Origin of the sequence: Streptomyces sp. NPDC053541 (assembly GCF_044544705.1) — a bacterium.
In the GTDB taxonomy this organism is placed as follows: Bacteria; Actinomycetota; Actinomycetes; order Streptomycetales; family Streptomycetaceae; genus Streptomyces.
In genome coordinates, this window is the sequence record NZ_JBITXM010000004.1 from 255,859 (window position 1) to 281,228 (window position 25,370).

Here is a 25,370-nt window from a genome sequence, read left to right on the forward strand (position 1 = left end):
CACGCCGCTGCCGGAGCCCCGCCCTCCATCGCCGACCTGGAGCAGGTGCGGGGTGCGGCGGTGGCGGAGCTCCGGTGAGGCGCGGTACGGGGGCTGCGGGGTCAGAACACGAAGTCCGCTGTGTTCGCGGTGACCTGCTGCAGGTACATGGCCTCGCCGGTACGGAACGGGACCCTCCAGTCGCCGGTGCTCTTGTACAGCTTCGGCGTCTGGTAGGACACGCCGAGGCCCATGAGGTCGGGGCGTCCGTCGCCGTCCGCGTCACCGGCGGCGATCAGCGGGCGGAAGCCGTTCCATCCGGTGCCGATCCTCGAACGGGGCGCGAACGTGCCGTCGCCCTTGCCCAGGTGGAGCCAGAGCACGCCGTCCTTGTCACGGCCGACGACATCACCGGCGGTGCCGCCCGCGATGTTGCCGACGGCCGTGATGTCGTTGTAGACGTGCCAGCCGGTACCGAGCTTCTTGCGGGGGAGGAACGGCTTCGTGGCGCTGCCGGTGCCGGTGTAGAGCCAGAGCACGCCGGACTTGTCCGTGGCCAGCGCGTCGACGCGGCCGTCGCCGGTCAGGTCGCTGCCGGACGTGATCTTGTCGTAGACCTGCCAGCCGCCACCGATCTGGATCCGGGTGGCGAAGTTGCCGGTTCCCGTGCCCTGGTGGAGCCAGAGCACACCGGACTTGTCGCGGGCCAGGAGGTCCCCGACCGGGGTGCCGCCCAGGTTCCCGGCGGCCTCGATCCGGTCGTAGATGCCCCAGCCCGAGCCGAGATAGGTCCTGGTCCCGGCCTCGTTGACGCCGCGGCGCGCGTCGGTCGGACGGTAGAAGAGGTCCGTGCGCCACAGGCGGCCTGCGGAGTCCCGGCTGAGCAGGTCGGGGCTGCCGTTGTCGTTGAAGTCGTGCGGCTGCGCCTTGCGGACGACCTTGAACGTGCCGCCGGCGGTGACGTCCGGGCCGATGCCGTTGGCCGGCGTGCCGGTCATGCTCCAGGTGTAGTCGCCGTTGGGGGCGTCCTCGGCCCAGTCGTCGTCGACCCAGCTGAAGACCGGCGTGCTGCCACTGAGCGCGGCGGTCATGGTGTGGGCCTTTCCCGTCCGTACGTGGCGGACGGTGAGCTTCGCCATCGACACCTCTCGCGACAGCGTCCACCGGAAGGTGAACCCGTTGGCCCGGTCGAGGTCGAGGACGGCCGGGGGCACGGTGGAAGCCGTGGCGACGACCTCGGTGGGCTCGCCGGTCGCCGCGATGAGCTCGGCCTTCAGGGCGTCGCCACCGCCGGCCGCGATCCGGTACATGCCCTCCCCCTGGCCGACGAGGCCGCCGCGCGCATAGAGGCTGCCGTCGGGGGCGGACGCGAACTCGTAGGCGTGGTCGAGCACCTTGACCGTGGTCCCGGTGACGAGGTTGTAGGCGGTGATGGCGTGGTGCACGCTCGGCTGGACGAAGTCCATGCCGCCCTTCTGCCCGTAGAGGACCCAGTCGCCGACCAGGCCGACCTGGAGGTTGCCGAGCGACGGCACCGGAGGCACCGGCGCCTCCTGCACGGCGCCCGAGGCCCGGTCCGCGACGAAGACCCGGGGCCCCTGGTCCGTCGCCGCACCGGAGACCCAGGCGGTGTGGGTCACGGAGACCGCGTGCGTACCGATCCCGGGAGACCCGGGGGTGAGGACGCCGGTGGCGAGGTCGAGGAAGCCCCACTTGCTCGACCCGCTCTGCGAGAAGGTGACCTTGGCGTGGGCGTGGGTGGCAGGTGTGACCGTGACGAGCGTCGCGTCGGCGGGCAGGCCGGTGACGGTCACGACGGGAGCGCCGTCGACGTGCTTGCGGAGCACCGTGCCGGCCTCGGTGACGACGGTCGTGAAGACGGCGTCACCCGCCGCGCCCGCCCACTTCGCGTCGCCGGGCAGGGAACCGACGGCGACTTCGAGGGAGCCGTTCGTCGCCAGGTTCCGCTGCGCGATCGTGTACGCGCCCCGGAAGACCAGGAAGTCCGTCGTCGGCGTCGAGCGCAAGTACACGGCGCCGCTGTACCCCTGCCCGGAACCGTCCGAGTAGCGCCGGAAGGTCGTGACACCGCTGCTGTCGGTCGTCAGGAAGCCGGTCACACCGACCCCGGTGAGCCTGCTGCCCCTGGGGTACGCCAGCGGGTCCGTGCTCGTCGTCGCGTCCGCCGTGAGCGCCCCGCCCGAGAGCGGGGCGGCGTACGCCGGAGCGGTCAGACCGGCCGTCCCGAGCGTGACGACGAGAACGGTGGCGACGGCGAGCCGCCGTCGCGTCGAACGGACCAGAGACACGAGCAATCCCCCCAAGGCGCCGGGCGCACCATGCGCCCCACCGAGTGAGACCGCGGACGGGCCGAAGAGTTGTACGACGCCAGGGCACGCCCCCGAACATGGCCGAAAAGGAAACCTGTCGGAATCTCGCCGGTGGCCCCGGCACCGGTCGCGGTCCGCCCGTCCCCTCCGCGCCTCGTCTGCTTGCCCCTCCCCCAGGGGCAGGCCCGGCTGCGCGGGGCGGGCGCCGATCTCGCCGGGCCGGTCTTCGCCGTCTACCACGCCCTGGTGAGCGAGGACTCCGCCGGACTGGTCGAGGTCTGCGCCCCCACGCACGCTCCGGTCGGACCGACGGAGCGGACCGGGGTGCGGATCGAGCCCGCGCACCGCGAGGCGTACACCGCCCTGGCGAAGCGGGCCGGGAGCCACCCGGCGATGGCGGCCGCCCACGACGCCGTGAACGCCTGGCTCACCGGCCGCGGTTGCGTACGCACGGCCTCCCACCGCGAGGTGTACCACCCGAATGGGGCCACGGCCGGGCCCGACGAGCACGTGGCGGACGTGGCCGTGCCGTTCCGGCCGCCGGGCGCCCCCCGTCCGTGAGACGCCGCCCGTGAGGTGCCGTTCGTCAGACGAGGAGGAACGCGGCCGCCGTCGAGGCGCCCAGGGCGGCGCCCGCCAGGGTCTGGGCGACCGTGTGGTAGGTCAGCGCCACGCGGGACCAGCAGACGGCGGCCGTGAGGGCGTAGGCGCACAGCCACCACGGCGAGTGGACGGCGGCGAGCAGGGCCACCACCGCCGAGGCGACGGCGGAGTCGACAGAGATCTTCCAGACGGTGTTCACGGCGAGGAGGCCCACGGTCATCACCCACAGCGCGAGCATCGCGACCAGGATGGGCGTGGGCGCGCCGCCGAGGAGCATCACCAGCGAACCGGTGCCGATGGAGCCGAGGATGACGAAGAAGATCGGGGCCCGCTGGGTGCGGTCGACCACGTGGCGGTCGCCCCAGGTGCCGCGCTTGCGTTCCCACTCGATGTAGCCGGCGGGTATCAGCCCGGCGCACAGGGCGCCGAGCAGTCCCCACAGCAGGCCGCTCCAGTGGCCGCCGGCCGCGGCGAGTCCGATGCCGAGCATGCCGGCGAGGAGGACGTTGCGGGGCTGGAGGACGTCGGTGACCGTCCGGGCCACCGGGGCCGCGTCCCCCGTACCTCCGTGACGCATACGAGTGCCGGTACCGGTCGTCATGCCGTGTGCTCCAGGGTCGAGCGCAGCACGGCGCGGCTGCGCTGGTCCGGGATGGTCTTGTACGCGGCGGCCACCCGTACCAGCCAGGCCACCTCGCCGTCCTGGTCCGTGACGTGCTTGGTCGCGAAGGCGGCCGGCTTCCCGGCGGGCGCGCCCTCCGCCTTGGCGACCAGGGCGGCCTTGATCCAGTACGCGTCGGCGAGCGAGCCCGCCTCCGCCGGGTCCGCGGCCTCGCGTTCGGCGGCCTCGCGGGCGGCGGTCAGCAGGCCGTCGGGCACGTAGTGCCGGAGCTTCTCGACGGCGTCGGCGATGTCGGCGGCCCAGCGGTCGACGCGCAGGTCGGCCGGGGTGCCGAAGCGGGTCAGTTCGCGGGCGAGCGAGGCCGGCGGGGCGAAGGGCTGGTCGGGGAAGGCGGCCATCAGCTCGCGCCACAGCGGGTGCAGGTTCGCCTGGGCCCGCCACAGCCGGACGCGCCGCCAGCCCTTGCTGAAGGCGGGCAGGGAGGCGCCGATCGCGAAGAAGGCGAAGAGGACCACCTGGGCGGCCTCGGTGATCTCGTCGAAGGCGAGCGCGAAGCCCTCGCTCGGCCGGTCGACCACGCTGATCCACAGGAAGAGGGTGCGCGAGAGGGTGTAGCCGACGCCGATGAACATCGCGAAGGTCATCATGCCGAGGCCGACCCGGAGGTGGAGCGCCCGGGCGTCGGCGGTGGCGAGGGCCCACTGGTACGCGCAGACGGCGGACGCGGCGCCCAAGTACAGGTAGAACACGCTCATGTAGAGCGTGGCGCCCCACTGGCCGGCGTGCTCGGCGACGAACCGGTCGGCGGGGACCGAGCGGTCCACGACCGTGAAGAAGAGCACGGTCAGCAGGATCAGGGTGGCCACGGAGGCCTTGGCCGCCACGCGCTGGACGATCCGGGCGAACCGTACGTGGCGGGGGATCGTGCCGCCCTCCGGGAAGTGCCCGTAGATGGCGACGATGTAGCTGAGGATCGCCAGGATCGCGATGGTGGAGGTGTAGTGCTTGATGAGCACCGCGAGGTCCACGACGGCACTGTTGTTGAGGCCGATGCGGACGACGCGGGTCTTGGTCCACAGGGCGAGGGCGAAGCCCGCGTAGCAGCCCCACAGGGCGCGGCGGCGCTTGTCCTCCTCGTCGCCCCAGAGGGCGGCCGGCATGCGCCACAGGGCGACGGCGGTCATCAGACCGGCGACGAGGTAGCCGGCGAGGTCGAGTCCGGTCACGTCAGTTCCTCGGGTGTTCTACGGGTGTGGGGGCTGGGGGCCGCGGCCGCGCGGGGTCACGAGCGGCGGAAGCGGAACGTGTCGCGGAGCCGGAACGCCTCGCGAAGGCCGAGCGTGTCGCGGAAGAGCGAGCGGCGGCGGTGGGCGACGGGGCGGGAGAGCGAGTTGGCGAGCCGTCCGACCATGTCGTCGCTGGTCACGTCCCTGGCCATACGGGGGATCAGGGAGGCGCCGAACTCGGCGACGCGTTCGTCGTGGGTGTCGTACTGGGCCCGGGCCTGGACCGCGTCCGAGGCGAGCATCCGCGTGATCAGCGAGGTGTCGAACACCGGGAGCAGCGCCCGGAGCCGGTCCGCGTCGAGGCTGGTGCCGTGGTCGAACCACTCGTGGCACAGCTCGTGCAGGATCACGTGCTGGGTCTGGTACGCGGTGGGGCGGGGCCGGTAGAGCACATAGCTCGTGTCACCGGCCTTCAGGCGCAGGCCGCAGGCGGCGTTGACGCGCGCCAGGCGTTCGGGCAGCTCCTGGAGGACGATCGTGCGGCCTCTGGCCGCCTCCATGTTCGCCACCAGGCCTTCGATGGTGAAGGGCGCCGGTATCGGAAGGTCAGCCAGTCCAGCTTCGCACTCTTTGCGCAGTTCGCGCAGGGACATGGGGGCCTCTTGGTCGTCGTCACGCGTGTGTGACATGCGCCTGGCGAGTTTAGCCAACGCCGGTCGCCGCCATGGAGCCGCGCCCCGCTGCCGCCGTCCGGTGGGCCGACCGGTCGCTACTCGCCCGCCGGGGCCGTCCCGTCCTCCGGCCGTTCCTTCGCCTTGGTGTCGGCGAGGAGGGAGAGCGCGAACTCCAGGAGCTCGGCCGGCAGTCCGTCGTCGTCGATGCCCCGGCCCGCGAGGCCGCCGATCTCGCCCGTGCGCCGCTTGGCGAGGAACTGGAGCCCGGCGACGACGTCGCCGACGACCTCCGACTCCTCCTTGAAGAACCGCCAGTCCACGCCGAAGCCGAGCCCGAGCGCCTTGAGGATCTCCTCGGAGGGCTGCGTGACCTTGCCGGCCAGGATGTTCGAGAAGTAGCTGTGGGAGAGGGAGCCGCCGCGCTCCTTGACCAGCTCGGCGAAGGTCCGCCCGGACACCTTCTGGCCGGGGAAGGTCTTCTCCAGCATGTACTCGACCTTCTGCTGCAACGAGTGCAGCTCAGGCGCCTGTTCTTCTCCGATGCCCATCCTGTTTACCTACTGTTCGCATCGCGCACCGGCGCAGGTGCCGGGCTTGCGTAAACACTCTACGTCACTGTTAACTACAAAAAACACGGCCAGGGGACCACAGGGGAGTCCCCTGGCCGTGTGACACACCCGTGCGCGGACACCGCCCGCCACTGCTCAAAGGTGTAGCCCTTCGCGACGGGGGATGCACGAAGGGCTACCCGTGCAGTATGCCAGCCCGTCAGGGGCCGCTCCATAGCGCACCCCTGACACCGCGACAGTCCCCCGGCACCGGGCGAGCAGGGGAACTCCCGCCTACCATGGGGCCCATGGCCCTGATCATGAGTGACGTGGACCGGTTCGAGGCCGCGCGGCCGCGGTTGGAGGCCATCGCCTACCGGCTGCTCGGCTCGTCGGCGGAGGCCGAGGACGCCGTGCAGGAGACGTTCCTGCGGTGGCAGGCGGCCGACGTCGGGCGGATCGAGGTGCCCGAGGCCTGGTTGACCAAGGTGCTCACCAACTACTGCCTGAACCAGCTGACGTCGGCGCGGGCCCGGCGCGAGACCTATGTCGGGCGGTGGCTGCCCGAGCCGCTGCTGGCCGGGGACCCGATGCTCGGGCCGGCCGACACGGCCGAGCAGCGCGAGTCGGTGTCGTACGCCGTGCTCGTCCTCATGGAGCGCCTGTCGCCGGGCGAGCGGGCCGTGTACGTGCTGCGGGAGGCGTTCGACTACCCGCACCGGGAGATCGCCGAGATCCTCGACATCACCGAGTCGGCCAGCCAGCAGACGTACCACCGCGCGAAGAAGCACATCGCGGACGGCCGGGCGCGCACCGAGATCGACGAGGCCGCGGCCCGGCGGATCGTCGAGGAGTTCCTGGCCGCGGCGACCAGCGGGCAGACCGAGCCGCTGCTCCGGCTGCTCACCGAGGACGCGATCTCGGTCGGCGACGGCGGCGGCAAGGTGCCGGCGCGGGCGAAGGCGTTCGAGGGCGCGGTCGCGGTGGCCACGTTCCTGCGCGGCCTCTTCAAGCCGAGCCCCGCGAAGCGGACACTGCTCGGCGGGACGCCCGAGATCCACGTCGCGATCGCCAACGGCGGGCCCGCCCTGCTCGCCGTCGTGGACGGGCGGGTCGTCGGGATCAGCTGCCTGGACGTCACGGCGGACGGCATCGTCGCGGTCCGCAGCCAGGTGAACCCCGACAAGCTGGTCCGCGCGACCGAGCTCTGGGCCGCCGGCGAAGGACCCCGGGAGGCGCCGCTCCACACCCTCTGACGAGGGCCGACATGCATGTGACGCAGGTCACACCCCGAACCTGTCAGGAAACGTCGGGCCGCCCGGTTCAAGGGGCGACACCACGCCGGACCGCGGCGGAACCGTCCAGACAGGAGCACCGACATGCAGCACACGCAGCAGCACCGCATCGTCGTCCTCGGCGCCGGCTACACCGGCGCCCTCGCGGCCGGCCGCCTCGCCCGGCGGCTGCACCGCGAGGACGTCGCCATCACCCTGGTGAACCCGGAGCCCGACTTCGTCGAGCGGGTCCGGCTGCACCAGCTCGCGGCCGGACAGGACCTCAGGCCGCGTCCGTTCGCCGAGATGTTCGCGGGTACGGGGGTCGAGCTGCGGCTCGGCCGGGTCACCGCCGTCGACGTCGAGCGGAAGACGGTCACCGTCGCCGGCAGCGGCACGGGGGACGGCGCCGGCGCCGGCGCCGGCGAGCAGACCGCGGACCTGCCGTACGACACCCTCGTCTACGCCCTCGGCAGCGGCTGGAACGACGGCGGCGTCCCCGGCGCCGCCACCCACGCCCACGAACTGTCCAGCCGCCCCGGCGCCCTGCGGCTGCGCGAGCGGCTGGCGGCGCTCGGCGCCGGCCGGACCGTGGTCGTCGTCGGCGGCGGGCTGACCGGCCTGGAGGCCGCGACCGAGATCGCCGAGACCCGCCCGGACCTCGACGTCGCGCTGGTCGCCCGCGGCGCCCTCGGCGACTGGCTCTCCGCGAAGGGCCGCGCCCACCTGCGGAAGGTGGTCGACGGGCTCGGCATCACCGTCCACGAGCACACGGCCGTCGCCGAGGTCGCCGCCGACCGGGTGGTCACCGCCGACGGCACGCCCCTCGCCGCCGACGTCACCGTCTGGACCACCGGCTTCGCCGTCCGCCCGCTCGCCGAGGCCACCGCCCTGCGGCTCACCGACGCCGGCCAGATCGTCGTCGACGGGACCATGCGCTCGGTGTCGCACCCCGACGTCTACGCGATCGGCGACGCGGCGATGGCGCTCGGCCCGAACGACAAGCCGCTGCGCATGTCCTGCGCCACGGGCGTCCCCATGGCCTGGCAGGCCGCCGACGCCATCGCCGCCCGGCTCACCGGCACCAAGGTCCCGCAGGTCCCCCTCCGCTACTTCCAGCAGTGCGTCTCCCTGGGCCGCAAGGAGGGCCTGATCCAGTTCGTCACCGCCGACGACCGCGCCGTCGACCGCGCCCTCACCGGCCGCCTCGCCGCCGTCTACAAGGAACTCATCTGCAAGGGCGCCGCCTGGGGCGTCGCCAACCCCACCAACGGCCTCCCCACCCGCCGGCGCCGTGTGGTCCGCCACGCGGCCGTGACGGGGGCCACCGCGGAGGCGATGGCTTGAGGTGCGGCCGGACTACGGGTGGGCGGTGCGGGCGGGGCCCCGGTCCTCGCCCGTCTCCTCCGCCAGGAAGTCCTTCACCGCCAGGGCGAGGAGGAAGGCGAGGGCGAGGCCCACGACCACCCAGCCCGTCGGGTGCGGCCAGAGCACGTACGCGAGGACCGCCGCGGCCAGCAGGAGCCAGGTGAGGAGGGTGGAGTGGCGGTGGGCGAAGGGGGTGACCGGGCCCAGGCGGAGGCCGGCGCGGTCGGCGGTGGTGCGGGTGGCCGTGATGCCGGAGTGCCACAGGCCGCGGGTCAGGCGGGCGGGGCGGCTCGGGCCGGAGAGCCAGGCGGCGAGCGCGGCGATCAGGCCGAGGGTGACGAAGACGCGGACCGAGGTGCGCAGGTAGCGGACCAGGATGTCGTAGACGGAGCCCGCGGCTCCCGGCGAGACGCCGGCCGGGAGGGCGTTGAGATAGACCGAGCGGAAGACGGTCAGGCCGATGCCGAGGAGCAGGGAGGCCGCCGCGAAGCCGAGGGCCGCCGCGATCAGGGTGCGCCGGCGGTGGCTCGCGAGCAGGACGCCGGCGACGACCAGGAGGACCGCGAGGACCGGGAGCCAGAAGCCCATTTTCTGGAGCAGGTCGAAGAGGGTGCGGACCTTGCCGATGTCGTCGGCCTGGACCACCGTGAAGGCGGTGTGGACCTCGGGGATGCGGCCCGCGACGGTCAGGCCGGAGTCGACCAGGCGTTCCTTCACGCGGTCCACGACCGGGCCGAGGTCGAGGGAGACGGTGTTCTCCTCGATCTTCACCGCGCCCTCGTCGCTGCCGGTCAGGGCGCGTTCGAGGGAGGTGTGGACGGCCCGGTTGGCCTCGGTCCACACCGTCTCGAAGGCGTCGGATGCGACGACGTCCTGTGCCTTGTCGTGGACGAAGCTGCGTACGGCTCCCTCCAGCGAGTCGCCCAGCTTGCCCAGCGCCTTGGCGAGCGCCGGGCGCTGGTCCGGGGCGACGCCTTCGAGGAGGGCGTCGAGGTCGATGCGCTCCATGACGACGTCGGTGACGCGGTCGGCGACCGCCGCCCGGACCTCCGGGTCGGAGGCGAGCGGCGTGACCGTGGCCACGTACCGGTCCGTGTCGCCGATCTGGTCCGCCGCCCAGGCGGCCACCAGACCGAGCGGCGCGAGCACGCAGCCGACGACGATGAGCAGGGCCGAGAAGAACGCCCGGACCCGGTGGTGCGGCGGACGTGCCGGCTTCGCGGCGGCGGCAGCGGCGGCCGCTTCGAGCGAGGCCACCCGGGCCCGGAGGACGCCGAGTTCGTCGGCCTCCTCGCCGGGCGGCCCCTGCACGGGCTCCCCCGCCGGTTCCGGCGGGCCCGCCGCGGTGCTCATCGGCGTACCGTCTCGTCGGTCTCGTACTCCTCGACCGCCTCGTCGAACTCGTCGAGTTTGTCGGGGCAGTAGACCTTCAGGACGATCCGCTCGGCGCCGACCGCCTTGCTGTCGGCGATCACCGGGCGCATGCCGGGGCCGGTGGCGCCGTTGGAGAGTGCCTGGATCCGGTAGAGGGCCTTCTTCAGGGCGTTGCCCGGGGCCTCGCAGACCTGGCCGCCGTCGGTGCCGAGCAGCCGCTCGGTGGTGTCCTTGTCGGGGGCGGGGTAACCGGCCCTGACCAGTTCCCGGCTCAGCTGGTCGGCCTTCTTCGAGGTCTCCGCGGAGCGCTTCGCGCTGCTGTAGCGGACCAGGCCGGTGACGAGCAGGCCGACCAGAATGACGATCGCGCCGAGATAGATCCACTTGTGCCGGGCGGCGAACTCGGTGGGGCTCATGACGTCGTCTCCCGTCCGTTCTCACCGGTGGCCGCGGCGCTCCAGCTCGGCTTGCGGAACCTCAGGAACAGCCAGGGGATCAGCAGTCCCAGGATCACCAGACCGCCGCCGACGATGAGGATGTACGACCAGACGCTCCCGCCCGCGAACTGCGAGGGCGGTACGAAGCCGATGGCCAGGGCGGCGGCGGAGGCCAGCAGGCCGACCACGCACACCAGGCCGAGCGCCGGGACGCGGTAGCCGCGCGGGTGGTCGGGCTGGTTCCTCCGCAGCCGCATGGCCGCCGCGAACATCAGCAGGTAGACGATCAGGTACACCTGGGTGGTGATCGTCGAGAAGATCCAGTAGACGCTCGACACGTTCGGGATCAGCGCGTACCCGAGGGCGATCAGCGAGGTCACCACGCCCTGCGTGACCAGGATGTTCTGCTGGATGCCGTACTTGTTCAACTTCTGCAGGAACGGCGGCAGATAGCCCTCGTGCCGGGAGATCTCGAGCAGGCCCTTGGACGGGCCGGCCAGCCAGGTCAGCATGCCGGCCAGGGAGGCGGAGATCAGCATCACGGCGGCGATCGGGGTCATCCAGCCCACGCCGAAGTAGGAGAAGAAGGCGTCGAAGGCCTGCATCACGCCCGCCGTCAGGCTCAGCTTGTCGGCCGGCACCACCCAGCTGATCGCCAGCGCGGGCAGGATGAAGATCAGCAGCACCAGGCCCATCGCCAGGAACATCGACTTCGGGTACTCCTTCGCCGGGTCCTTGAGCGAGGAGACGTGCACCGCGTTCATCTCCATGCCGGAGTAGGAGAGGAAGTTGTTGACGATCAGGACCAGGCTGGCGAGTCCGGTCCACTGCGGCAGCAGGTGGCTGCCGTCCATGGGCGCGGCGGACGGGTTGCCCTGGCCCAGGAAGACCATGCCGAGCACGACGAGGATCGTGCCGGGCACCAGGGTGCCGATGATCAGGCCCCAACTGGACAGCCCGGCCAGGGTCTTGGTGCCGCGCGAGGACACCCACACGCCGGTCCAGTAGAGGACCATGATGACGATCGCCGTGTAGAGGCCGTTGGAGGCGAGGGCCGGATCGATGACGTACGCGATGGTCGAGGCCACGAACGCGAGCAGGCTCGGGTAGTAGAAGATCGTCATCGCGAACTGGCACCACACGGCGAGGAAGCCGAGCGGCTTCGACAGTCCCTCCGCGACCCAGCGGTACACGCCGCCGCTCCAGCCCGAGGCGAGCTCGGCGGAGACCAGCGCCGTGGGCAGCAGGAAGGCGACCGCCGGCACGAGGTAGAGGAACACGCAGGCGAGGCCGTAGACCGCCATGGTGGGAGCGGCCCGCAGACTGGCCACCGAGGCGGTGGTCATCAGCGCGAGCGTCACCCAGGTCATGGTGGGGGTGGCGGGTCTGCGGCCGGCGGCGACGGCCGTGGTGGTGGTCTGCTGACCGGCCTGGTGGGGCACCTCGGCCGGTACGTCCATGGAACTCATCTGCGCGGCTCCCTCTCCCCACCGCCAGTCCCGGCGGGCGTCTGGCCGGGCCGGTGGATCATCCCGATTCTGTGCGGAGGGTGGGGGTTTGTCGCTTCGGCAACGACCCGCGGGGACACGCTCACCCGCCCGCCGCAGCCCGGCGCGCGCCCCCGCCGCGGGCGCCGTACGATCGTCGCCCCGAGCCGACCCGTACCGGCCGCTGGCCCGTGCGGGGTGCCGCCGCTCCCGCCCGGTGCGCGATCATGGCCGGCATGACTCTGCCCCGCTGCGCGATCCTCGACGACTTCCAGGGCGTCGCCCTCACCTCCGCCGACTGGAGCCCGCTCGACGGCCGGGTCGAGGTCCGCGCGCTGCGCGAGCACCTCGACCCGCGCACCGACGCCGGCGCCGACGCGCTCGTGGCCGCCGTCGGGGACTGCGAGATCCTGGTCGTGATGCGCGAGCGCACCCCGCTGGACGCCGCGCTGCTCGCCCGGCTCCCCCGGCTGCGGCTGATCGTCACCTCCGGGATGCGCAACGCCTCGATCGACCTGGCCGCCGCCCGCGCGCGCGGGATCACGGTCTGCGGCACGGCCAGCGCCTCCGAGCCGCCCACCGAGCTGACCTGGGCGCTCATCCTGGGCCTGGCCCGGCAGGTGCACGCGGAGAGCGCCGCGCTGCGGGCCGGCGGGCCCTGGCAGTCCAGCGTGGGGCTCGACCTCGCGGGCCGCACCCTCGGGCTGGTCGGCCTCGGCAAGATCGGCGGCCGGGTGGCCCGGATCGGCCGGGCCTTCGGCATGGACGTGGTCGCCTGGAGCCCGCACCTCGACGACGAGCGGGCCGCCGAGCACGGCGTACGGCGCGCCGGCGACCTGCGCGAACTGCTCGCCGCCGCCGACGTCGCCTCGCTCCACCTGGTGCTCTCGGACCGCACCCGCGGGCTGATCGGCGAGCCGGAGCTGCGCGCGATGCGCCCCGACGCGTACCTGGTGAACACCTCGCGGGCCGGACTCGTCGACGGGGCCGCGCTGCTGCGCGCGCTGCGCGAGGGCTGGATCGCGGGCGCCGGTCTGGACGTGTACGAGACGGAGCCGCTGCCCGCCGACGACCCCCTGCGCACTCTGCCGAACGTGCTCGCGCTGCCGCACCTCGGGTACGTCACCCGCGGCAACTACGCCCGCTACTTCGGGCAGGCGGTGGAGGACATCGAGGCCTGGCTGGCGGGGAAGCCGGTGCGCGAGCTGGGGTGAGGGCCCGTGGAGTCGGGCTGAGGACCCGTACCCGGGCGGACGGGTGGGCGGCCGGGCACGCGCGCGTGGGGACGCGCCGGGCACGCGCGCGTGGGGACGCGGGTACGGACGGGGCCCCGGCCCCGTACACCTGGCGCGGTGGACGGGGCCGGGGCCCTGCACGTACGTGAACCGGGAGACCGGGATCGGGCGACCGGGATCGGGCGGCCCGGATCAGGCGGCCGGCGCCGGAACCGCCTCCCGGGCCTCCGGCTTCGGGGCCAGCAGGCGCTCCGCGAGGAGCCCGAAGGCGAGTCCGAAGACCACCCACAGGCCCGCCTGGATGCCGAGCGTCGCGAGCCGGAAGTCCCACAGCACGGCGGCGGGGAAGTCGGCCTTGACCGCGTCCCCGTTGGCGGGCAGGACCGCGCAGGCGATGGCGACCGCGGCGGCGAAGCCCGCGCCCGCGACGACCGTCGCGTTCCAGTTGCCGAGGCGCGGGGCGAGCCGGCGGCCCGCGATGACCGCGGCGACGCCGAGCAGCACGCTCAGCAGGATCATCAGGAAGAAGAGCGTGGTGCGCTTCCCGATGGTGTCCGGGTTGCCGACGGCCGGCGGGGTCGCCGGGTACTTCAGGAACGGCACCAGATAGACCGTGGTGAAGGCCGCCGCCGCGACGAGCGCGGCCGTGGCCTTCGCGGAGAACCGGCCGACCCGTCCCAGGACGAAGCAGAACGCGAGGGACGCGATGCCGCCGAGCGCGACCCCGTAGACGAGGACGCCGGTGGCGAGGCCCGCCGTGGACTGGAGGTCCCGGCTGACGATCTCCTCCTCGGCGTCCGCCTGCGTGGCCGCGCCGTCGGCACCGTGGTCGTGACCCGGGGCCGCGTGCTCGGCGTGCCCTGCCTGGCCCGGGTGCTCCGCCTGGGCGGCCGCCGCCGCCTCCTCGACCGCGATCGAAGCGTTGACGGACGGCTCACCGACGACGTACGCGACGGCGAAGGCGAACAGTCCGGCGATCAGGCCCGCGAGCATGCCCCGGAGCAGGAGCCGGCCCACGAGCGAACCCGTGGGCGCGGCGGGCGTGCCGGGTGGGGGGTTGGAGACTGACATGTGCGCGGAAGCCCCTCAGTGGCAGGGGAAACCGAGCAGGTGGCGCCCGTCGTGCACCCACTCGTGCACGTCGCTGCCCGCGAACAGGGAGGTCGCCCCCTGCTCGGCACCGACGAAGTAGAGCGCGACGAGCATCAGAACACCGGCGAACAGCGCCCACGGAAGCACGGCGCGGACCGGCAGCGAGACCGGGGCGACGGCAGGGGTGGACGTGACGACGGGCGAAGCGATGGCCTCGGCCATGGTGGTACCTCCTCGGGAACTCGCGTCCCATACGGTGGTGCGCGACGACGGTCGTCGGGTCTGACTCACCGCTCCGGGGACCCGGGCCCTCGGGGCGGCTCACAGTGGCGCGACCGTGCCGGACTTGCACCGGACTTCCGTCTCGCCGTCGTCGTTCTGTGGAAATGTCGACTGACCGTACCGCGCCGGACACTCCGCGCCAAGAGCGCCTGGTGGCCCGGTCGGTGAAGTGAGGGATGAATCACCCATGACCGTACGGGTCTCCCTGATCGCGCCCGCCCTGACCGCGGGCCTGCGCGCCGCCGCGTTCGACGACGCGGGGCCGGTGGAACCGCCGCCGGCGGGCCTCGGTCCGCTCCGTCTCGCGGCCTCGGTACGGGTGGTGAGCTCGCCCTCCGGGCGGTGCCGCGCGACGGCGGAGGCGCTGGGCGTGACCGCGGCCTCGCCGGAGCCGGCGCTGGCGGGGTGTGCGATGGGGCGCTGGCGGGGGCGCCGTCTCGACCAACTCACCGCGGAGGAACCGGAGTCGGTGGCCGCCTGGCTCACCGACCCGGGCGCGGCCCCGCACGGCGGCGAGTCGCTGCGGGAGCTGCGCGCCCGGGTCGGGCGGTGGCTGGACGAGCTGGGCGGGGCGGAGAGCGTCTGCGTCTTCGCCGAGCCGGACGTGATCCGCGCGGCCGTGGCACACGCCCTGGGCGCTCCGGAGGAGGTGTTCTGGCGGCTGGACGTGCGCCCCTTGCAACGGGTGGAGCTGTCCGGGCGCGCGGGGCGCTGGAACCTGCGGCTCGGCGCGCCGCTCAGCTGAGGCTGCCGCGCGCCAGGTCCAGGAACTCCTCGTCCGTCAGGCCCAGTCGGCGCGCCTCGCCGACCAGCGCGCGCAGCCGCTCGACCAGCTGGGCGCGGTCGGGGGCCTGGGCGCCGGGGACGATGACGGCCCCGCGGCCGCGGCGCAGTTCGATCAGGCCCTCCTCGCGCAGGCGCTGGTAGCCGCGCAGCACGGTGTGCACGTTGACGCCGAGGGACTCGGCCAACTCGCGGGCGGCGGGGAGACGTTCGCCCGGCTCGGCGCTGCCGTCGGCGAGCGCGCCGCGGACGCAGGCGGCGATCTGGTCGCCGAGGGGGACGGCGGAGGCGGGGTCGACCCGGAAGAGCACGGTCAGATCCTCTCACCGGGCGGCGTGGACCCCGACGTGCTCCCGGGCGCGGGGCCGGTCCCAGCGGTGTGGCGCGCCGCGAGGGTGTTGAGCAGGGCCGCGGCCGTCTCGGCGTCGTCGACGCTGACGAGGAACTCGAAGCCGTTCGCGCGGCGTACGGAGAGGGCCTCGCCGGAGCGGAGCAGCAGGGCGGAGCGGCCGGGGCGGGTGCGGTAGCCCCAGCCGCCGAACTCGGCGACGGCCCGCACCTCGCGGACGGTGGCCGAGGCGACCTCGTCGAGCGGGACGCGGACGCGGGGGCGGGTGAGCGGGCCGGGGGTGACGGTCAGGCCGCGCCGGTCGACGGTGACCCGGACGCGGGAGAGGGCCAGTCCGGACACGCCGACGACCAGGCCGATGCCCGCGATCAGGACGTACGGCCAGGGCGTGACGAGCAGCGCGGGGAAGAGGGCGCCCGCGCCGGCGACGACGAAGGCGGCGCCGAGCACGGTCCCGGGCGTCGAGGTGGCGGCGCGGGACCAGCCGGCCACCTCGTGGGCGCCGAGTTCGAGGTGCGGCGTGCGGGCCGGGGCGGCGGGCGCGACCGGCTCCGGCGGGACGAGGCGGGTGAAGCGGGTGAGGGCCCAGCCGGCGAGGCCGGCCAGGGCGCCGAGGGCGGCGGCCACGGTGAACACGGCGAGCGGGGTGCGGACCTCGGCCGCGTCGGCGGCGTCGAGGTTGTCGCGGAGCAGCAGGTCGAGCAGTCCGCCGATGAAGCCGGCGGTGGCCCAGGCGCCCCAGAGCACGGAGCGGCGGACGAAGACGGTCCAGCCGGCGCCGAGCGCGAGGAGCAGTCCGGAGCTGATGGCGGCGTAGCCGGCGAGGCTCGTGAAGCCGTCGGCGCGGCCGCCGTCGGCCGCCGAGAAGTGGGTGGCGAGCGGGTCGGGCAGGCGGTCGTGCCAGAGCACGAGGAGCAGCAGGTGGGCGGCGAGCGCGAGGACGAACGGGGCGGCGGCGAGCGCGCGGAGGCGCATCGCGGGACTGTTCACAGGACCCTCCCTCGGTTCTAGTTGTTCGCACTCTACTAGAACAAGTTGGAGGGCGCACGGCCCCGAGGGGGTGACGCGGGCGAGGGCGAGGGAGGGCTGTGTGGGCGAGGGGGAGGTTGCGGGTGCGGCGGCAGGCGTGACGGCGGGCGCGGCGACGGGTGGGGCGGCAGGTGTGGCGACTACTCGCCACATTCGTGGGTGGTCGGGTCCACGACCACCCGGTCGAGCAGGCTCCGCAGCAGGGCCTGCTCGGCCTCGGTGAGGTCGCCGAAGAGCTCCCGCTCGGCCGCGCTCACCGCCTCGTCGATGCGCTCCAGGGCGTCCCGGCCGGCCGGGGTGATCTCCACGATGTGGCGCCGGCGGTCGGCCGGATCGCGGCGCCGCTCGCACAGCGCCGAGGACTCCAACTCGTTGAGGATCGCGACCAGTTGGCTCGGGTCGATCTCCATCGCCGCGGCGAGGTCGCGCTGGCTGGTGGCGCCCGGGGCGAGCCGCATCAGGGTCATGGCGTTGCGCGGGTGCAGCCCGGCGACGGCCAGGGCGGCGCGGATGCGCGCACCGGTGAGCTCACCCCGGAAGGAGAGCAGGAACCCGAGCCGGTCGTTGGGGTGCGCGTCTGCCATGTCGTCCACCGTAACAGCGGCTCCATTGTGGACAGCGACAAATCGTTGTTACTCTTCAACGGTTTCCGTCCCCAGATCGTTGGAGCTCCACCATGTTCATCGCATACGTCGTCGTCGCGGGGCTGCTCGCGTTCGCGTCCACCGCCTCGGCCGTGCTGACCTTCACCCGCAATCCGCAGGTGGTGAGCAGCATGGAGAAGGTGGGCGTGCCGGAGACCTGGCTGCCCTGGCTGGCCACGGCGAAGGCGGCCGGCGCGCTCGGTCTGCTCGCGGGCCTGTTCGTCCCGGTGCTCGGCGCGGCCGCGGCGGTGGGCCTGACGCTCTACTTCATCGGCGCCGTGATCTCGCACCTGCGCGTGAAGGACTTCAACGTGGCACCGGTCGTCGTGCTCACGCTGCTCGCGGCGGCGGCGCTGGTGTTGCGCATAGCCTCCGCCTGATCCCCGGGCGCGACGGTGACGTCGCGCCCCGGCCGGTACGGCGGCGACGGCGGGGACGCCCGGGACACCGGGTACGGCGACGGGAGCCCGGGCAGGACCGGCCCCGGCCCCGCCCGGGCTCCCGTTCAGGCCCGCGCTCGCTTTTCCCGTGCGCGGTGTGCCCGCGCTCTTCTCCCCCGTGCTCCCTCTGCCGGCGCTCAGTCCTCGGCGCCGGCCTCCAGGTCGCCCTCGGTCTCCAGGAAGACCTGGCGCAGCGCGGCCAGCGTCTCCGGGTCCGGCTTCTCCCACATGCCGCGGGACTCGGCCTCCAGGAGCCGCTCGGCGATGCCGTGGAGGGCCCAGGGGTTGGCCTCCTTCAGGAAGGCCTGGTTCTGCTCGTCGAGGACGTACTCCTGCGTGAGCTTGTCGTACATCCAGTCGGCGACCACGCCCGTCGTGGCGTCGTAGCCGAAGAGGTAGTCGACGGTCGCCGCCAGCTCGAAGGCGCCCTTGTAGCCGTGCCGGCGCATGGCCTCGATCCAGCGCGGGTTGACCACGCGGGCCCGGAAGACGCGGGAGGTCTCCTCGACCAGGGTGCGGGTCCGCACGGTCTCGGGGCGGGTGGAGTCGCCGATGTACGCCTCGGGGGCGGTGCCGCGCAGCGCGCGGACGGTCGCCACCATGCCGCCGTGGTACTGGAAGTAGTCGTCCGAGTCGGCGATGTCGTGCTCGCGGGTGTCGGTGTTCTTCGCCGCGACCGCGATCCGCTTGTACGCCGTCTCCATCTCGGCGCGCGCCGGGCGCCCCTCCAGCCCGCGGCCGTACGCGTAGCCGCCCCACACCGTGTAGACCTCGGCGAGGTCGGCGTCGGTGCGCCAGTCCCGCGAGTCGATCAGCTGGAGCAGGCCGGCGCCGTAGGTGCCGGGGCGGGAGCCGAAGATGCGGGTGGTGGCGCGGCGCTCGTCGCCGTGCTCGGCCAGGTCGGCCTGGGCGTGGGCGCGCACGAAGTTGTCCTCGGCCGACTCGCCCTCCAGCCCGGCGACCAGCCGCACGGCGTCGTCGAGGAGGCCGATGACGTGCGGGAACGCGTCGCGGAAGAAGCCGGAGATGCGCAGGGTCACGTCGATGCGCGGGCGGCCGAGCTCGGCGAGCGGGATGGGCTCCAGACCGTTCACCCGGCGCGAGGCGTCGTCCCACAGCGGGCGGACGCCGAGCAGCGCGAGGGCCTCGGCGACGTCGTCGCCGGCGGTGCGCATCGCGCTCGTGCCCCACAGGGAGAGGCCGACGGAGGTGGGCCACGCGCCGTTGTCCTCGCGGTAGCGGGTGAGCAGCGAGTCGGCGAGCGCCTGGCCGGTCTCCCAGGCGAGCCGGGAGGGCACGGCCTTGGGGTCGACGGAGTAGAAGTTCCGGCCGGTCGGCAGCACGTTGACCAGGCCGCGCAGCGGCGAGCCGGACGGGCCGGCCGGGACGAAGCCGCCGTTTAGGGCGTGGACGGCGTGGGTGAGCTCGTCGGTGGTGGCGGCCAGGCGGGGCACGACCTGGGTGGCGGCGAAGTCCAGGACGTCGGCGACGGCCCGGCCGTGCCCGGCGGCGACGGTCGCGACGGCGGCCGGGTCCCAGCCCGCCGCCTCCATCGCCTCGACCAGCTCGCGGGCCTTCGCCTCGGCCTCGTCGGCGGTGGTCCGGGTGGCGGCGGACTCGTCGAGGCCGAGGGCCTCGCGCAGGCCGGGCAGCGCCTGGGTGCCGCCCCAGATCTGGCGGGCGCGCAGGATCGACAGGACCAGGTTGACCCGGGCCTCGCCCTCCGGCGCACCGCCGAGGACGTGCAGACCGTCGCGGATCTGGGCGTCCTTGACCTCGCACAGCCAGCCGTCGACGTGCAGCAGGAAGTCGTCGAAGCCGTCGTCCTCCGGGCGCTCCTCCAGGCCCAGGTCGTGGTCGAGCCGGGCGGCCTGGATCAGCGTCCAGATCTGGGCGCGGATCGCCGGCAGCTTCGCCGGGTCCATGCTGCTGATCTGGGCGTACTCGTCGAGCAGCTGCTCCAGGCGGGCGATGTCGCCGTAGGAGTCGGCGCGCGCCATCGGCGGCACGAGGTGGTCGACCAGGGTGGCGTGGACGCGCCGCTTGGCCTGGGTGCCCTCGCCCGGGTCGTTGACCAGGAAGGGATAGACCAGCGGCAGGTCGCCGAGGGCGGCGTCCGGGCCGCAGGCGGCGGACAGGCCGGCGTTCTTGCCGGGCAGCCACTCCAGGTTGCCGTGCTTGCCGAGGTGGACCATGGCGTCGGCGCCGAAGCCGCCGTCCTCCGCGCGGGCCGCGATCCAGCGGTAGGCGGCCAGGTAGTGGTGCGAGGGCGGCAGGTCCGGGTCGTGGTAGATCGCGATCGGGTTCTCGCCGAAACCGCGCGGCGGCTGGATGAGGATCAGCAGGTTCCCGCGGCGCAGCGCGGCGAGCACGATGTCGCCCTCGGGGTTGCGGGACCGGTCGAGGAACATCTCGCCGGGCGCCGGGCCCCAGTGCTCCTCGACCTGCTCGCGCAGTTCGGCCGGCAGCTCGGCGTACCAGCGCTTGTAGTCGGCGGCCGGGATGCGGACCGGGTTCTTCGCCAGCTGCTCCTCGGTGAGCCAGTCCTGGTCGTGGCCGCCGGCCTCGATGAGGGCGTAGATCAGTTCGTCGCCGTCGCCGGAGACCAGGCCCGGGATGTCCTCGACCGGGCCGAAGTCGTAGCCCTCGGCGATGAGCCGCCGCAGCAGCTCGACGGCGGAGGCGGGGGTGTCGAGGCCGACCGCGTTGCCGATCCGGGAGTGCTTCGTCGGGTACGCGGAGAGGACGAGCGCCAGCTTCTTGTCGGCGTTCGGGATGTGGCGCAGCCGGGCGTGCCGGACGGCGATGCCGGCGACCCGGGCGGCGCGCTCGGCGTCGGCCACGTACGCGGGCAGGCCGTCCTCGTCGATCTCCTTGAAGGAGAACGGGACGGTGATCAGGCGCCCGTCGAACTCGGGCACGGCGACCTGGCTGGCGGCGTCCAGCGGGGACAGGCCCTCGTCGTTCTCCTCCCAGGCCGACCGGGAGCCGGTGAGGCACAGGGCCTGGAGGATCGGCACGTCGAGCGCGGCGAGCGCGCCCGCGTCCCAGGCGTCCTCGTCGCCGCCGGCCTGGGCCTCGGCGGGCCGGGTGCCGCCGGCGGCGAGGACGGTGGTGACGATGGCGTCGGCGCCGCGGAGTTCGGCGAGCAGCTCGTCCTCGGGGGCGCGCAAGGAGGCCACGTACAGCGCGCGGGCGCGGGCGCCGTGCGCCTCGATGGCGTCGCAGAGGGCGCCGACGAAGGCGGTGTTGCCGCTCATGTGGTGGGCGCGGTAGTAGAGCACGGCGACCGTCGGGCCGTCGGTGCGCGTCGGCGTGCGCTCCAGCTCGCCCCAGGTGGGGGCGGCGGCGGGGGCCTCGAAGCCGTGGCCGGTGAGGAGCACGGTGTCGGAGAGGAAGCGCCCGAGCTGGGCGAGGTTCGCGGGTCCGCCGTGCGCCAGATAGGCGTGCGCCTCGGTGGCGACGCCGACCGGCACGGTGGAGGCGGCCATCAGCTGGGCGTCGGGCGCCTGCTCGCCGCTCAGCACCACGACGGGCTTGCCGGTGGCGAGCACCGCGTCGAGGCCCTCCTGCCAGGAGCGGACGCCGCCGAGGAGCCGGACGACGACGAGGCCGACGCCGTCGAGCAGGGCGGGCAGCTCGTCCTGGGGCAGGCGGGCGGGGTTGGCGTAGCGCCACTCGACGCCCTCGTCGCCGGAGGCGGCGGCGTTGGCCGCACGGGCGCTGAGCAGGTCGGTGTCGGAGTGCGACAGCAGCAGGAGCATGGCGAGGCTCAGGCCCTTCCTCGGGGTGTCCGCGCCCCGGGTGGTCGTTGGACGGCGGGAGTTCCTGACTCACCGGCACCCGGGTCGCCCCGAGGCCGGTTCACAGTGGCGGGACCGCGCCGGATTCTCACCGGGCTTCCTCCCCGGGGCCCTGGGACCCCATGCCGGTCTGCATCCTATGGGGTTCGTGCCGGGAAGTGGTGGGGTGCTGATCACAGGGTGACGGCGGGAATCCCGTGGGTATGCTCGCCGCCATGCCCGCCAGCCGACACACCTCGTCCGAACGGGACGAACCTCTCATACGGGACCGTGGTGACGCCTGCCCCGGGGCGCTGCGCCTGCACCGCGCCGACGACGGGTTCCTCGCCCGACTCCGGCTGCCCGGCGGAAGGTTGACGGGGGATCAGGTGGAGCTGTTGGCGGCCGCCGCCGAGGAGCTGGGGGACGGCGGGATCGGGATCACCTCGCGGGGCAACGCCGAGCTGCGGGGTCTGCGGGACGACTGCGCGGGCGAGCTGGCCGGCCGGCTCCGGGCGGGCGGGCTGCTGCCCTCCGAGACGCACGAGCGGGTGCGGAACGTGGTGGCCTCGCCGGCCGCCGGTCTCGACGGACTCGGCCACGCGGACGTGCAGTTGTGGGTGCGCGAGCTCGACCGGCTGCTCTGCGCGACGCCGCGGGCCGCGGCCCTTTCCGGGCGATTCCTGTTCGTCCTGGACGACGGGCGGGGGGACGTCGCCGGGCTCGGCGGCGATGTGACCTTGATCGCAGCAGAGGGCGGCACGGCGCTGCTGCGCTGCGCCGGACAGACCGTCGAGGTGCCCGGCGCCGACGCCCCGCGCGCCGCCCTCGCCGCCGCGCTCGCCTTCCTGGACGCCGCGGAAACGGCCGGAAACGGTGCCTGGCGAGTCCGGGAACTGCCGCCCGGCCACGCCCCGGACCTGACGGCCCTGCCCGTGCCGGGCACCCGCCCCGTACCGGACCCGCCCCTTCCGCAGCCGGCGCCGCCGACGGGCCCGCCGGCTCCGGCCGCTGCCCCGGCCCCGGCCGGGGCGCGGCCGCCCGCGCCCGGCCCCCTCGGAGCCGTACCGCACGCCCCCGACCCGTCAACCCCCGACCCGCAGACCCCCGACCCGTCGCCCTCCGCCCCGCTCGCCCCCGGCCCGCTCGGTGACCGGGCCCTGCACGTGCTCGCGCCGCTCGGGCGGCTCTCGGTCGCGCAGGCGCGGGCCCTGCTGCCGGTGGCCGAGGTGCGGTTCACGCCCTGGCGCGGTGTGGTGCTCGTCGGGCCCGCCGCAGGGCTGCCCGCGCTCGCCGCGCACGGCTTCGTGACCCGCCCCGACGCCGCCGCCGTCGGCGTCACCGCCTGCACCGGGCGGCCCGGCTGCGCCAAGTCCCTCGCGGACGTGCGGGCCGACGCCGGGCGGGCGCCCGGCGGGCCGCTGCCCGTGCACTTCGCCGGATGCGAGCGCCGCTGCGGGCACCCGCACGGCACGTGGGTCGACGTCGTCGCCACCGGGGACGGCGGCTATCTCGTCGACGGCGTGCCCACCCCCCGTACCTCCCTGTCCGAAGCGGTGCACACCGCCCGCACCACGAGATGAGCGAGAGCAAGAGGATGTTCGAGTACGAGAAGGACGGCGCGGAGATCTACCGCCGCTCCTTTGCCACGATCCGCGCCGAGGCGGATCTCGCGGCGCTGCCCGCCGACGTCGCCACGGTCACGGTGCGCATGATCCACGCCTGCGGCATGACCGACCTGGTCCGGGACGTCGCGTACTCGCCGGGCGTGGTCGGCGCGGCCCGCGCCGCGCTGCGCGCCGGGGCGCCGATCCTGTGCGACGCGCAGATGGTGGCCAGCGGGGTGACCCGCAAGCGGCTGCCCGCCGACAACGACGTGGTGTGCACCCTGTCCGACCCGGCCGTTCCCGGCCTCGCCGCCGAGCTCGGCACCACCCGCTCGGCCGCCGCGATGGAGCTGTGGCGGGACCGCCTGGAGGGCTCGGTCGTCGCCATCGGCAACGCGCCGACCGCGCTCTTTCACCTCCTGGAGATGATCGCGAAGGGCGCCGGGAAGCCGGCGGCCGTGCTCGGCATCCCGGTCGGCTTCATCGGCGCCGCCGAGTCCAAGGACGCGCTCGCCGCGAACACCCTCGGCCTGGAGTACCTGGTGGTGCGCGGCCGGCGCGGCGGCAGCGCGATGACGGCGGCGGCGCTCAACGCGCTCGCGCACGAAGCGGAGATCCAGGCATGAGCGACGTGAAGGGCGTGAAGGGCAAGCTGTACGGGGTCGGGCTCGGGCCCGGCGACCCGGACCTGATGACGGTGGCCGCGGTGAAGGCGATCGCCGAGGCGGACGTCATCGCCTACCACTCGGCCCGCCACGGGCGGTCCATCGCGCGCTCGATCGCCGCCGGGCACATCCGCGAGGACCACATCGAGGAGCGGCTGATGTACCCGCTCACCGTGGAGACCACCGACCACCCCGGCGGCTACCGCGGCGCGCTCGACGACTTCTACGAGGAGGCCGCGGCCCGGCTCGCCGCGCACCTCGACGCGGGGCGCACGGTCGCCGTCCTCGCCGAGGGCGACCCGCTGTTCTACGGCTCGTACCAGCACATGCACAAGCGGCTCGCGGACCGTTACGACACCACCGTCATCCCCGGCGTCACCTCGGTGAGCGCCGCGGCGGCGCGGCTCGGCGAGCCGCTGTGCGAGGCCGAGGAGGTGCTGACGATCGTCCCCGGCACCCTGTCGGAGGACGAGCTGACGGCCCGGCTCGCGGGCACGGACTCGGCCGTCGTGATGAAGCTCGGCCGCACCTTCCCGACCGTGAAGCGGGCCCTGGAGCGGGCCGGCCGGCTCGACGACGCGCGGTACGTGGAGCGCGCGTTCATGGCCGGCGAGCGCACCGGGCGGGTCGCCGAGATCGACCCCGCGTCCGTGCCGTACTTCTCGGTGGCCGTGCTGCCGTCCCGGATCGACGCCGTGGCGCCCGAGTCCCGGGAGACGGTCGGCGAGGTCGTCGTGGTCGGCACCGGCCCGGCCGGGGCGCCCTGGCTGACCCCCGAGTCGCGCGGGGCCCTGGTCAACGCCGACGACCTGGTCGGCTACACCACCTACCTCGACCGCGTCCCGGTGCTCCGCGCCTCGCAGCGCCGGCACGGCTCGGACAACAAGGTCGAGTCGGAGCGCGCCGAGTTCGCCCTCGACCTGGCCCGGCGCGGGCGCCGCGTCGCCGTCGTGTCGGGCGGCGACCCGGGTGTCTTCGCGATGGCCACGGCCGTCCTGGAGATCGCGGCGGAGGAGCGCTACGCCGACGTGCCCGTACGGGTCCTCCCCGGGGTGACCGCCGCCAACGCCGCGGCCGCCGCCGCGGGCGCCCCGCTCGGCCACGACTACGCGACGATCTCGCTCTCGGACCGCCTCAAGCCCTGGGAGGTCATCGCCGGCCGGCTGCGGGCCGCCGCCGAGGCCGACCTCGTCCTCGCGATCTACAACCCGGGCTCGAAGTCCCGCACCCACCAGGTCGCCGCGGCCCGCGAGCTGCTCCTCGACGTGCGCTCCCCCGACACCCCGGTGGTCGTCGCCCGCGACGTCGGCGGCCCGGAGCAGTCGGTCCGGGTCCTCACCCTGAAGACCCTGGACCCGGCCGAGGTCGACATGCGCACGCTGCTCCTCATCGGCTCGTCCCAGACGAGGGTCACGGAGCGCGCCGACGGGCGGACGATCGCCTGGACGCCCCGCCGTTACGGCTGAGGCCGGGCGGCCCGGCCGGCCTCCGGCGCAGGCCCGGGGCCCGGGTTCGGGGTTCGGGTTCGGGCCCCGGCGTC

General features: G+C 74.1%; 23 protein-coding genes and 2 riboswitches. Of the genes, 9 read left to right on the forward strand and 14 right to left on the reverse strand.

The annotated features are described in order from the left end of the window. Positions 1-101: 101 nt before the first annotated feature. Positions 102-2,288 (reverse strand): FG-GAP-like repeat-containing protein, encoded by a 2,187-nt coding sequence (locus ACIGW2_RS11735; protein ID WP_399843022.1) that lies wholly within the window; start codon positions 2,286-2,288, stop codon positions 102-104. Between the two features lie 183 nt (positions 2,289-2,471). On the opposite strand from ACIGW2_RS11735, the gene ACIGW2_RS11740 reads away from it, so the two are divergent. After that, positions 2,472-2,870 carry a hypothetical protein gene (locus ACIGW2_RS11740; RefSeq protein WP_399843024.1) on the forward strand — a complete coding sequence of 133 codons (399 nt, stop codon included), beginning with the start codon at positions 2,472-2,474 and terminating at the stop codon, positions 2,868-2,870. Positions 2,871-2,895: 25 nt separating this feature from the next. Here the strand turns inward: ACIGW2_RS11740 and ACIGW2_RS11745 are convergent, their stop codons facing one another. The 4 genes from ACIGW2_RS11745 to ACIGW2_RS11760 form a co-directional block, all read right to left on the reverse strand. Continuing rightward, positions 2,896-3,513, reverse strand: coding sequence for a hypothetical protein (locus tag ACIGW2_RS11745; protein WP_391654111.1), 618 nt, complete (start codon positions 3,511-3,513; stop codon positions 2,896-2,898). Continuing rightward, positions 3,510-4,760 carry an MAB_1171c family putative transporter gene (locus ACIGW2_RS11750; RefSeq protein WP_361584721.1) on the reverse strand — a complete coding sequence of 417 codons (1,251 nt, stop codon included), beginning with the start codon at positions 4,758-4,760 and terminating at the stop codon, positions 3,510-3,512. The genes ACIGW2_RS11745 and ACIGW2_RS11750 overlap by 4 nt, the downstream gene beginning before the upstream one ends. 56 nt (positions 4,761-4,816) lie before the next feature. Beyond that, entirely contained in the window at positions 4,817-5,413 is a 597-nt protein-coding gene (locus ACIGW2_RS11755; RefSeq protein ID WP_399843523.1) for a toxin, read from the reverse strand. Positions 5,414-5,529: 116 nt separating this feature from the next. Further along, positions 5,530-5,982 (reverse strand): hypothetical protein, encoded by a 453-nt coding sequence (locus ACIGW2_RS11760; protein WP_391654110.1) that lies wholly within the window; start codon positions 5,980-5,982, stop codon positions 5,530-5,532. Between the two features lie 308 nt (positions 5,983-6,290). Here ACIGW2_RS11760 and sigJ point away from each other — a divergent pair, with 308 nt between their 5' ends. Together sigJ and ACIGW2_RS11770 are read left to right on the forward strand one after the other, a co-directional pair. Next, positions 6,291-7,238 carry an RNA polymerase sigma factor SigJ gene (gene sigJ / locus ACIGW2_RS11765; protein WP_356063509.1) on the forward strand — a complete coding sequence of 316 codons (948 nt, stop codon included), beginning with the start codon at positions 6,291-6,293 and terminating at the stop codon, positions 7,236-7,238. A gap of 123 nt (positions 7,239-7,361) precedes the next feature. After that, on the forward strand, positions 7,362-8,603 hold the full coding sequence (locus tag ACIGW2_RS11770; protein ID WP_399843029.1) for an NAD(P)/FAD-dependent oxidoreductase: 1,242 nt from the start codon (positions 7,362-7,364) through the stop codon (positions 8,601-8,603). 12 nt (positions 8,604-8,615) lie between these two features. Here the strand turns inward: ACIGW2_RS11770 and ACIGW2_RS11775 are convergent, their stop codons facing one another. The 3 genes from ACIGW2_RS11775 to ACIGW2_RS11785 are packed head-to-tail and all read right to left on the reverse strand — an operon-like array spanning position 8,616 to position 11,904. After that, the gene (locus ACIGW2_RS11775) at positions 8,616-9,977 is read right to left on the reverse strand and encodes a hypothetical protein (RefSeq protein ID WP_391654107.1); all 1,362 of its coding nucleotides are present in this window, start codon (positions 9,975-9,977) and stop codon (positions 8,616-8,618) included. Beyond that, a complete protein-coding gene (locus ACIGW2_RS11780) occupies positions 9,974-10,414 on the reverse strand; it encodes a hypothetical protein (protein WP_391654106.1) in 441 nt (146 codons plus the stop codon). Before ACIGW2_RS11780 ends, ACIGW2_RS11775 begins: the two co-directional genes overlap by 4 nt. Further along, on the reverse strand, positions 10,411-11,904 hold the full coding sequence (locus ACIGW2_RS11785) for an APC family permease (protein WP_399843032.1): 1,494 nt from the start codon (positions 11,902-11,904) through the stop codon (positions 10,411-10,413). Before ACIGW2_RS11785 ends, ACIGW2_RS11780 begins: the two co-directional genes overlap by 4 nt. Positions 11,905-12,158: 254 nt before the next feature. Between ACIGW2_RS11785 and ACIGW2_RS11790 the strand changes: the two genes are divergently transcribed. Further along, entirely contained in the window at positions 12,159-13,136 is a 978-nt protein-coding gene (locus ACIGW2_RS11790) for a D-2-hydroxyacid dehydrogenase family protein (RefSeq protein WP_399843035.1), read from the forward strand. A gap of 213 nt (positions 13,137-13,349) precedes the next feature. Here ACIGW2_RS11790 and ACIGW2_RS11795 read toward each other — a convergent pair whose 3' ends face one another. Together ACIGW2_RS11795 and ACIGW2_RS11800 are read right to left on the reverse strand one after the other, a co-directional pair. Beyond that, positions 13,350-14,228: a CbtA family protein gene (locus ACIGW2_RS11795; protein ID WP_399843038.1), complete on the reverse strand. Its 879-nt coding sequence runs from the start codon at positions 14,226-14,228 to the stop codon at positions 13,350-13,352. Between the two features lie 15 nt (positions 14,229-14,243). Then, positions 14,244-14,471, reverse strand: a complete 228-nt coding sequence (locus ACIGW2_RS11800) for a CbtB-domain containing protein (RefSeq protein ID WP_356063526.1) — start codon at positions 14,469-14,471, stop codon at positions 14,244-14,246. Between the two features lie 58 nt (positions 14,472-14,529). Then, positions 14,530-14,610, reverse strand: a riboswitch (cobalamin riboswitch). A gap of 108 nt (positions 14,611-14,718) precedes the next feature. Here ACIGW2_RS11800 and ACIGW2_RS11805 point away from each other — a divergent pair. Beyond that, the gene (locus ACIGW2_RS11805) at positions 14,719-15,276 is read left to right on the forward strand and encodes a histidine phosphatase family protein (RefSeq protein WP_399843042.1); all 558 of its coding nucleotides are present in this window, start codon (positions 14,719-14,721) and stop codon (positions 15,274-15,276) included. On the opposite strand, the gene ACIGW2_RS11810 is transcribed toward ACIGW2_RS11805, so the two are convergent. From ACIGW2_RS11810 to ACIGW2_RS11820, 3 genes are all read right to left on the reverse strand, one after another. After that, on the reverse strand, positions 15,269-15,625 hold the full coding sequence (locus ACIGW2_RS11810) for a GntR family transcriptional regulator (RefSeq protein WP_356063531.1): 357 nt from the start codon (positions 15,623-15,625) through the stop codon (positions 15,269-15,271). The two genes, ACIGW2_RS11805 and ACIGW2_RS11810, sit on opposite strands and share 8 nt — an antisense overlap. Positions 15,626-15,627: 2 nt before the next feature. Further along, on the reverse strand, positions 15,628-16,653 hold the full coding sequence (locus ACIGW2_RS11815; RefSeq protein ID WP_399843045.1) for a hypothetical protein: 1,026 nt from the start codon (positions 16,651-16,653) through the stop codon (positions 15,628-15,630). A 179-nt stretch (positions 16,654-16,832) separates the two neighbouring features. Next, positions 16,833-17,276 (reverse strand): MarR family transcriptional regulator, encoded by a 444-nt coding sequence (locus tag ACIGW2_RS11820; protein ID WP_361584691.1) that lies wholly within the window; start codon positions 17,274-17,276, stop codon positions 16,833-16,835. A gap of 92 nt (positions 17,277-17,368) precedes the next feature. Between ACIGW2_RS11820 and ACIGW2_RS11825 the strand changes: the two genes are divergently transcribed. Next, complete coding sequence (locus ACIGW2_RS11825) at positions 17,369-17,716, forward strand: DoxX family protein (protein ID WP_399843049.1); 348 nt, start codon at positions 17,369-17,371, stop codon at positions 17,714-17,716. A gap of 197 nt (positions 17,717-17,913) precedes the next feature. Here ACIGW2_RS11825 and cobN read toward each other — a convergent pair whose 3' ends face one another. After that, positions 17,914-21,540: a cobaltochelatase subunit CobN gene (gene cobN / locus ACIGW2_RS11830; protein WP_399843052.1), complete on the reverse strand. Its 3,627-nt coding sequence runs from the start codon at positions 21,538-21,540 to the stop codon at positions 17,914-17,916. 58 nt (positions 21,541-21,598) lie between these two features. Next, positions 21,599-21,682, reverse strand: a riboswitch (cobalamin riboswitch). 112 nt (positions 21,683-21,794) lie between these two features. Between cobN and ACIGW2_RS11835 the strand changes: the two genes are divergently transcribed. The 3 genes from ACIGW2_RS11835 to cobJ are packed head-to-tail and all read left to right on the forward strand — an operon-like array spanning position 21,795 to position 25,296. Further along, positions 21,795-23,141: a cobalamin biosynthesis protein CobG gene (locus ACIGW2_RS11835; protein WP_399843055.1), complete on the forward strand. Its 1,347-nt coding sequence runs from the start codon at positions 21,795-21,797 to the stop codon at positions 23,139-23,141. Then, positions 23,138-23,791 carry a precorrin-8X methylmutase gene (locus tag ACIGW2_RS11840; protein ID WP_361584679.1) on the forward strand — a complete coding sequence of 218 codons (654 nt, stop codon included), beginning with the start codon at positions 23,138-23,140 and terminating at the stop codon, positions 23,789-23,791. Before ACIGW2_RS11835 ends, ACIGW2_RS11840 begins: the two co-directional genes overlap by 4 nt. After that, positions 23,788-25,296 (forward strand): precorrin-3B C(17)-methyltransferase, encoded by a 1,509-nt coding sequence (gene cobJ, locus ACIGW2_RS11845; RefSeq protein ID WP_399843058.1) that lies wholly within the window; start codon positions 23,788-23,790, stop codon positions 25,294-25,296. Before ACIGW2_RS11840 ends, cobJ begins: the two co-directional genes overlap by 4 nt. The last annotated feature ends 74 nt before the right edge of the window (positions 25,297-25,370 follow it).

What these genes read in the sequence shown, in the direction of transcription:
- ACIGW2_RS11835 (WP_399843055.1), top strand. Translation starts at nt 21,795, where the DNA reads ATGCCCGCCAGCCGACACACCTCGTCCGAACGGGACGAACCTCTCATA.
- ACIGW2_RS11790 (WP_399843035.1), top strand. Translation starts at nt 12,159, where the DNA reads ATGACTCTGCCCCGCTGCGCGATCCTCGACGACTTCCAGGGCGTCGCC.
- ACIGW2_RS11745 (WP_391654111.1), bottom strand. Translation starts at nt 3,513, where the DNA reads ATGACGACCGGTACCGGCACTCGTATGCGTCACGGAGGTACGGGGGAC.
- ACIGW2_RS11805 (WP_399843042.1), top strand. Translation starts at nt 14,719, where the DNA reads ATGACCGTACGGGTCTCCCTGATCGCGCCCGCCCTGACCGCGGGCCTG.
- ACIGW2_RS11825 (WP_399843049.1), top strand. Translation starts at nt 17,369, where the DNA reads ATGTTCATCGCATACGTCGTCGTCGCGGGGCTGCTCGCGTTCGCGTCC.
- sigJ (WP_356063509.1), top strand. Translation starts at nt 6,291, where the DNA reads ATGGCCCTGATCATGAGTGACGTGGACCGGTTCGAGGCCGCGCGGCCG.
- ACIGW2_RS11755 (WP_399843523.1), bottom strand. Translation starts at nt 5,413, where the DNA reads ATGTCCCTGCGCGAACTGCGCAAAGAGTGCGAAGCTGGACTGGCTGAC.
- cobN (WP_399843052.1), bottom strand. Translation starts at nt 21,540, where the DNA reads ATGCTCCTGCTGCTGTCGCACTCCGACACCGACCTGCTCAGCGCCCGT.
- ACIGW2_RS11775 (WP_391654107.1), bottom strand. Translation starts at nt 9,977, where the DNA reads ATGAGCACCGCGGCGGGCCCGCCGGAACCGGCGGGGGAGCCCGTGCAG.
- ACIGW2_RS11795 (WP_399843038.1), bottom strand. Translation starts at nt 14,228, where the DNA reads ATGTCAGTCTCCAACCCCCCACCCGGCACGCCCGCCGCGCCCACGGGT.
- ACIGW2_RS11770 (WP_399843029.1), top strand. Translation starts at nt 7,362, where the DNA reads ATGCAGCACACGCAGCAGCACCGCATCGTCGTCCTCGGCGCCGGCTAC.
- ACIGW2_RS11785 (WP_399843032.1), bottom strand. Translation starts at nt 11,904, where the DNA reads ATGAGTTCCATGGACGTACCGGCCGAGGTGCCCCACCAGGCCGGTCAG.
- ACIGW2_RS11820 (WP_361584691.1), bottom strand. Translation starts at nt 17,276, where the DNA reads ATGGCAGACGCGCACCCCAACGACCGGCTCGGGTTCCTGCTCTCCTTC.
- ACIGW2_RS11760 (WP_391654110.1), bottom strand. Translation starts at nt 5,982, where the DNA reads ATGGGCATCGGAGAAGAACAGGCGCCTGAGCTGCACTCGTTGCAGCAG.
- cobJ (WP_399843058.1), top strand. Translation starts at nt 23,788, where the DNA reads ATGAGCGACGTGAAGGGCGTGAAGGGCAAGCTGTACGGGGTCGGGCTC.
- ACIGW2_RS11800 (WP_356063526.1), bottom strand. Translation starts at nt 14,471, where the DNA reads ATGGCCGAGGCCATCGCTTCGCCCGTCGTCACGTCCACCCCTGCCGTC.
- ACIGW2_RS11780 (WP_391654106.1), bottom strand. Translation starts at nt 10,414, where the DNA reads ATGAGCCCCACCGAGTTCGCCGCCCGGCACAAGTGGATCTATCTCGGC.
- ACIGW2_RS11840 (WP_361584679.1), top strand. Translation starts at nt 23,138, where the DNA reads ATGAGCGAGAGCAAGAGGATGTTCGAGTACGAGAAGGACGGCGCGGAG.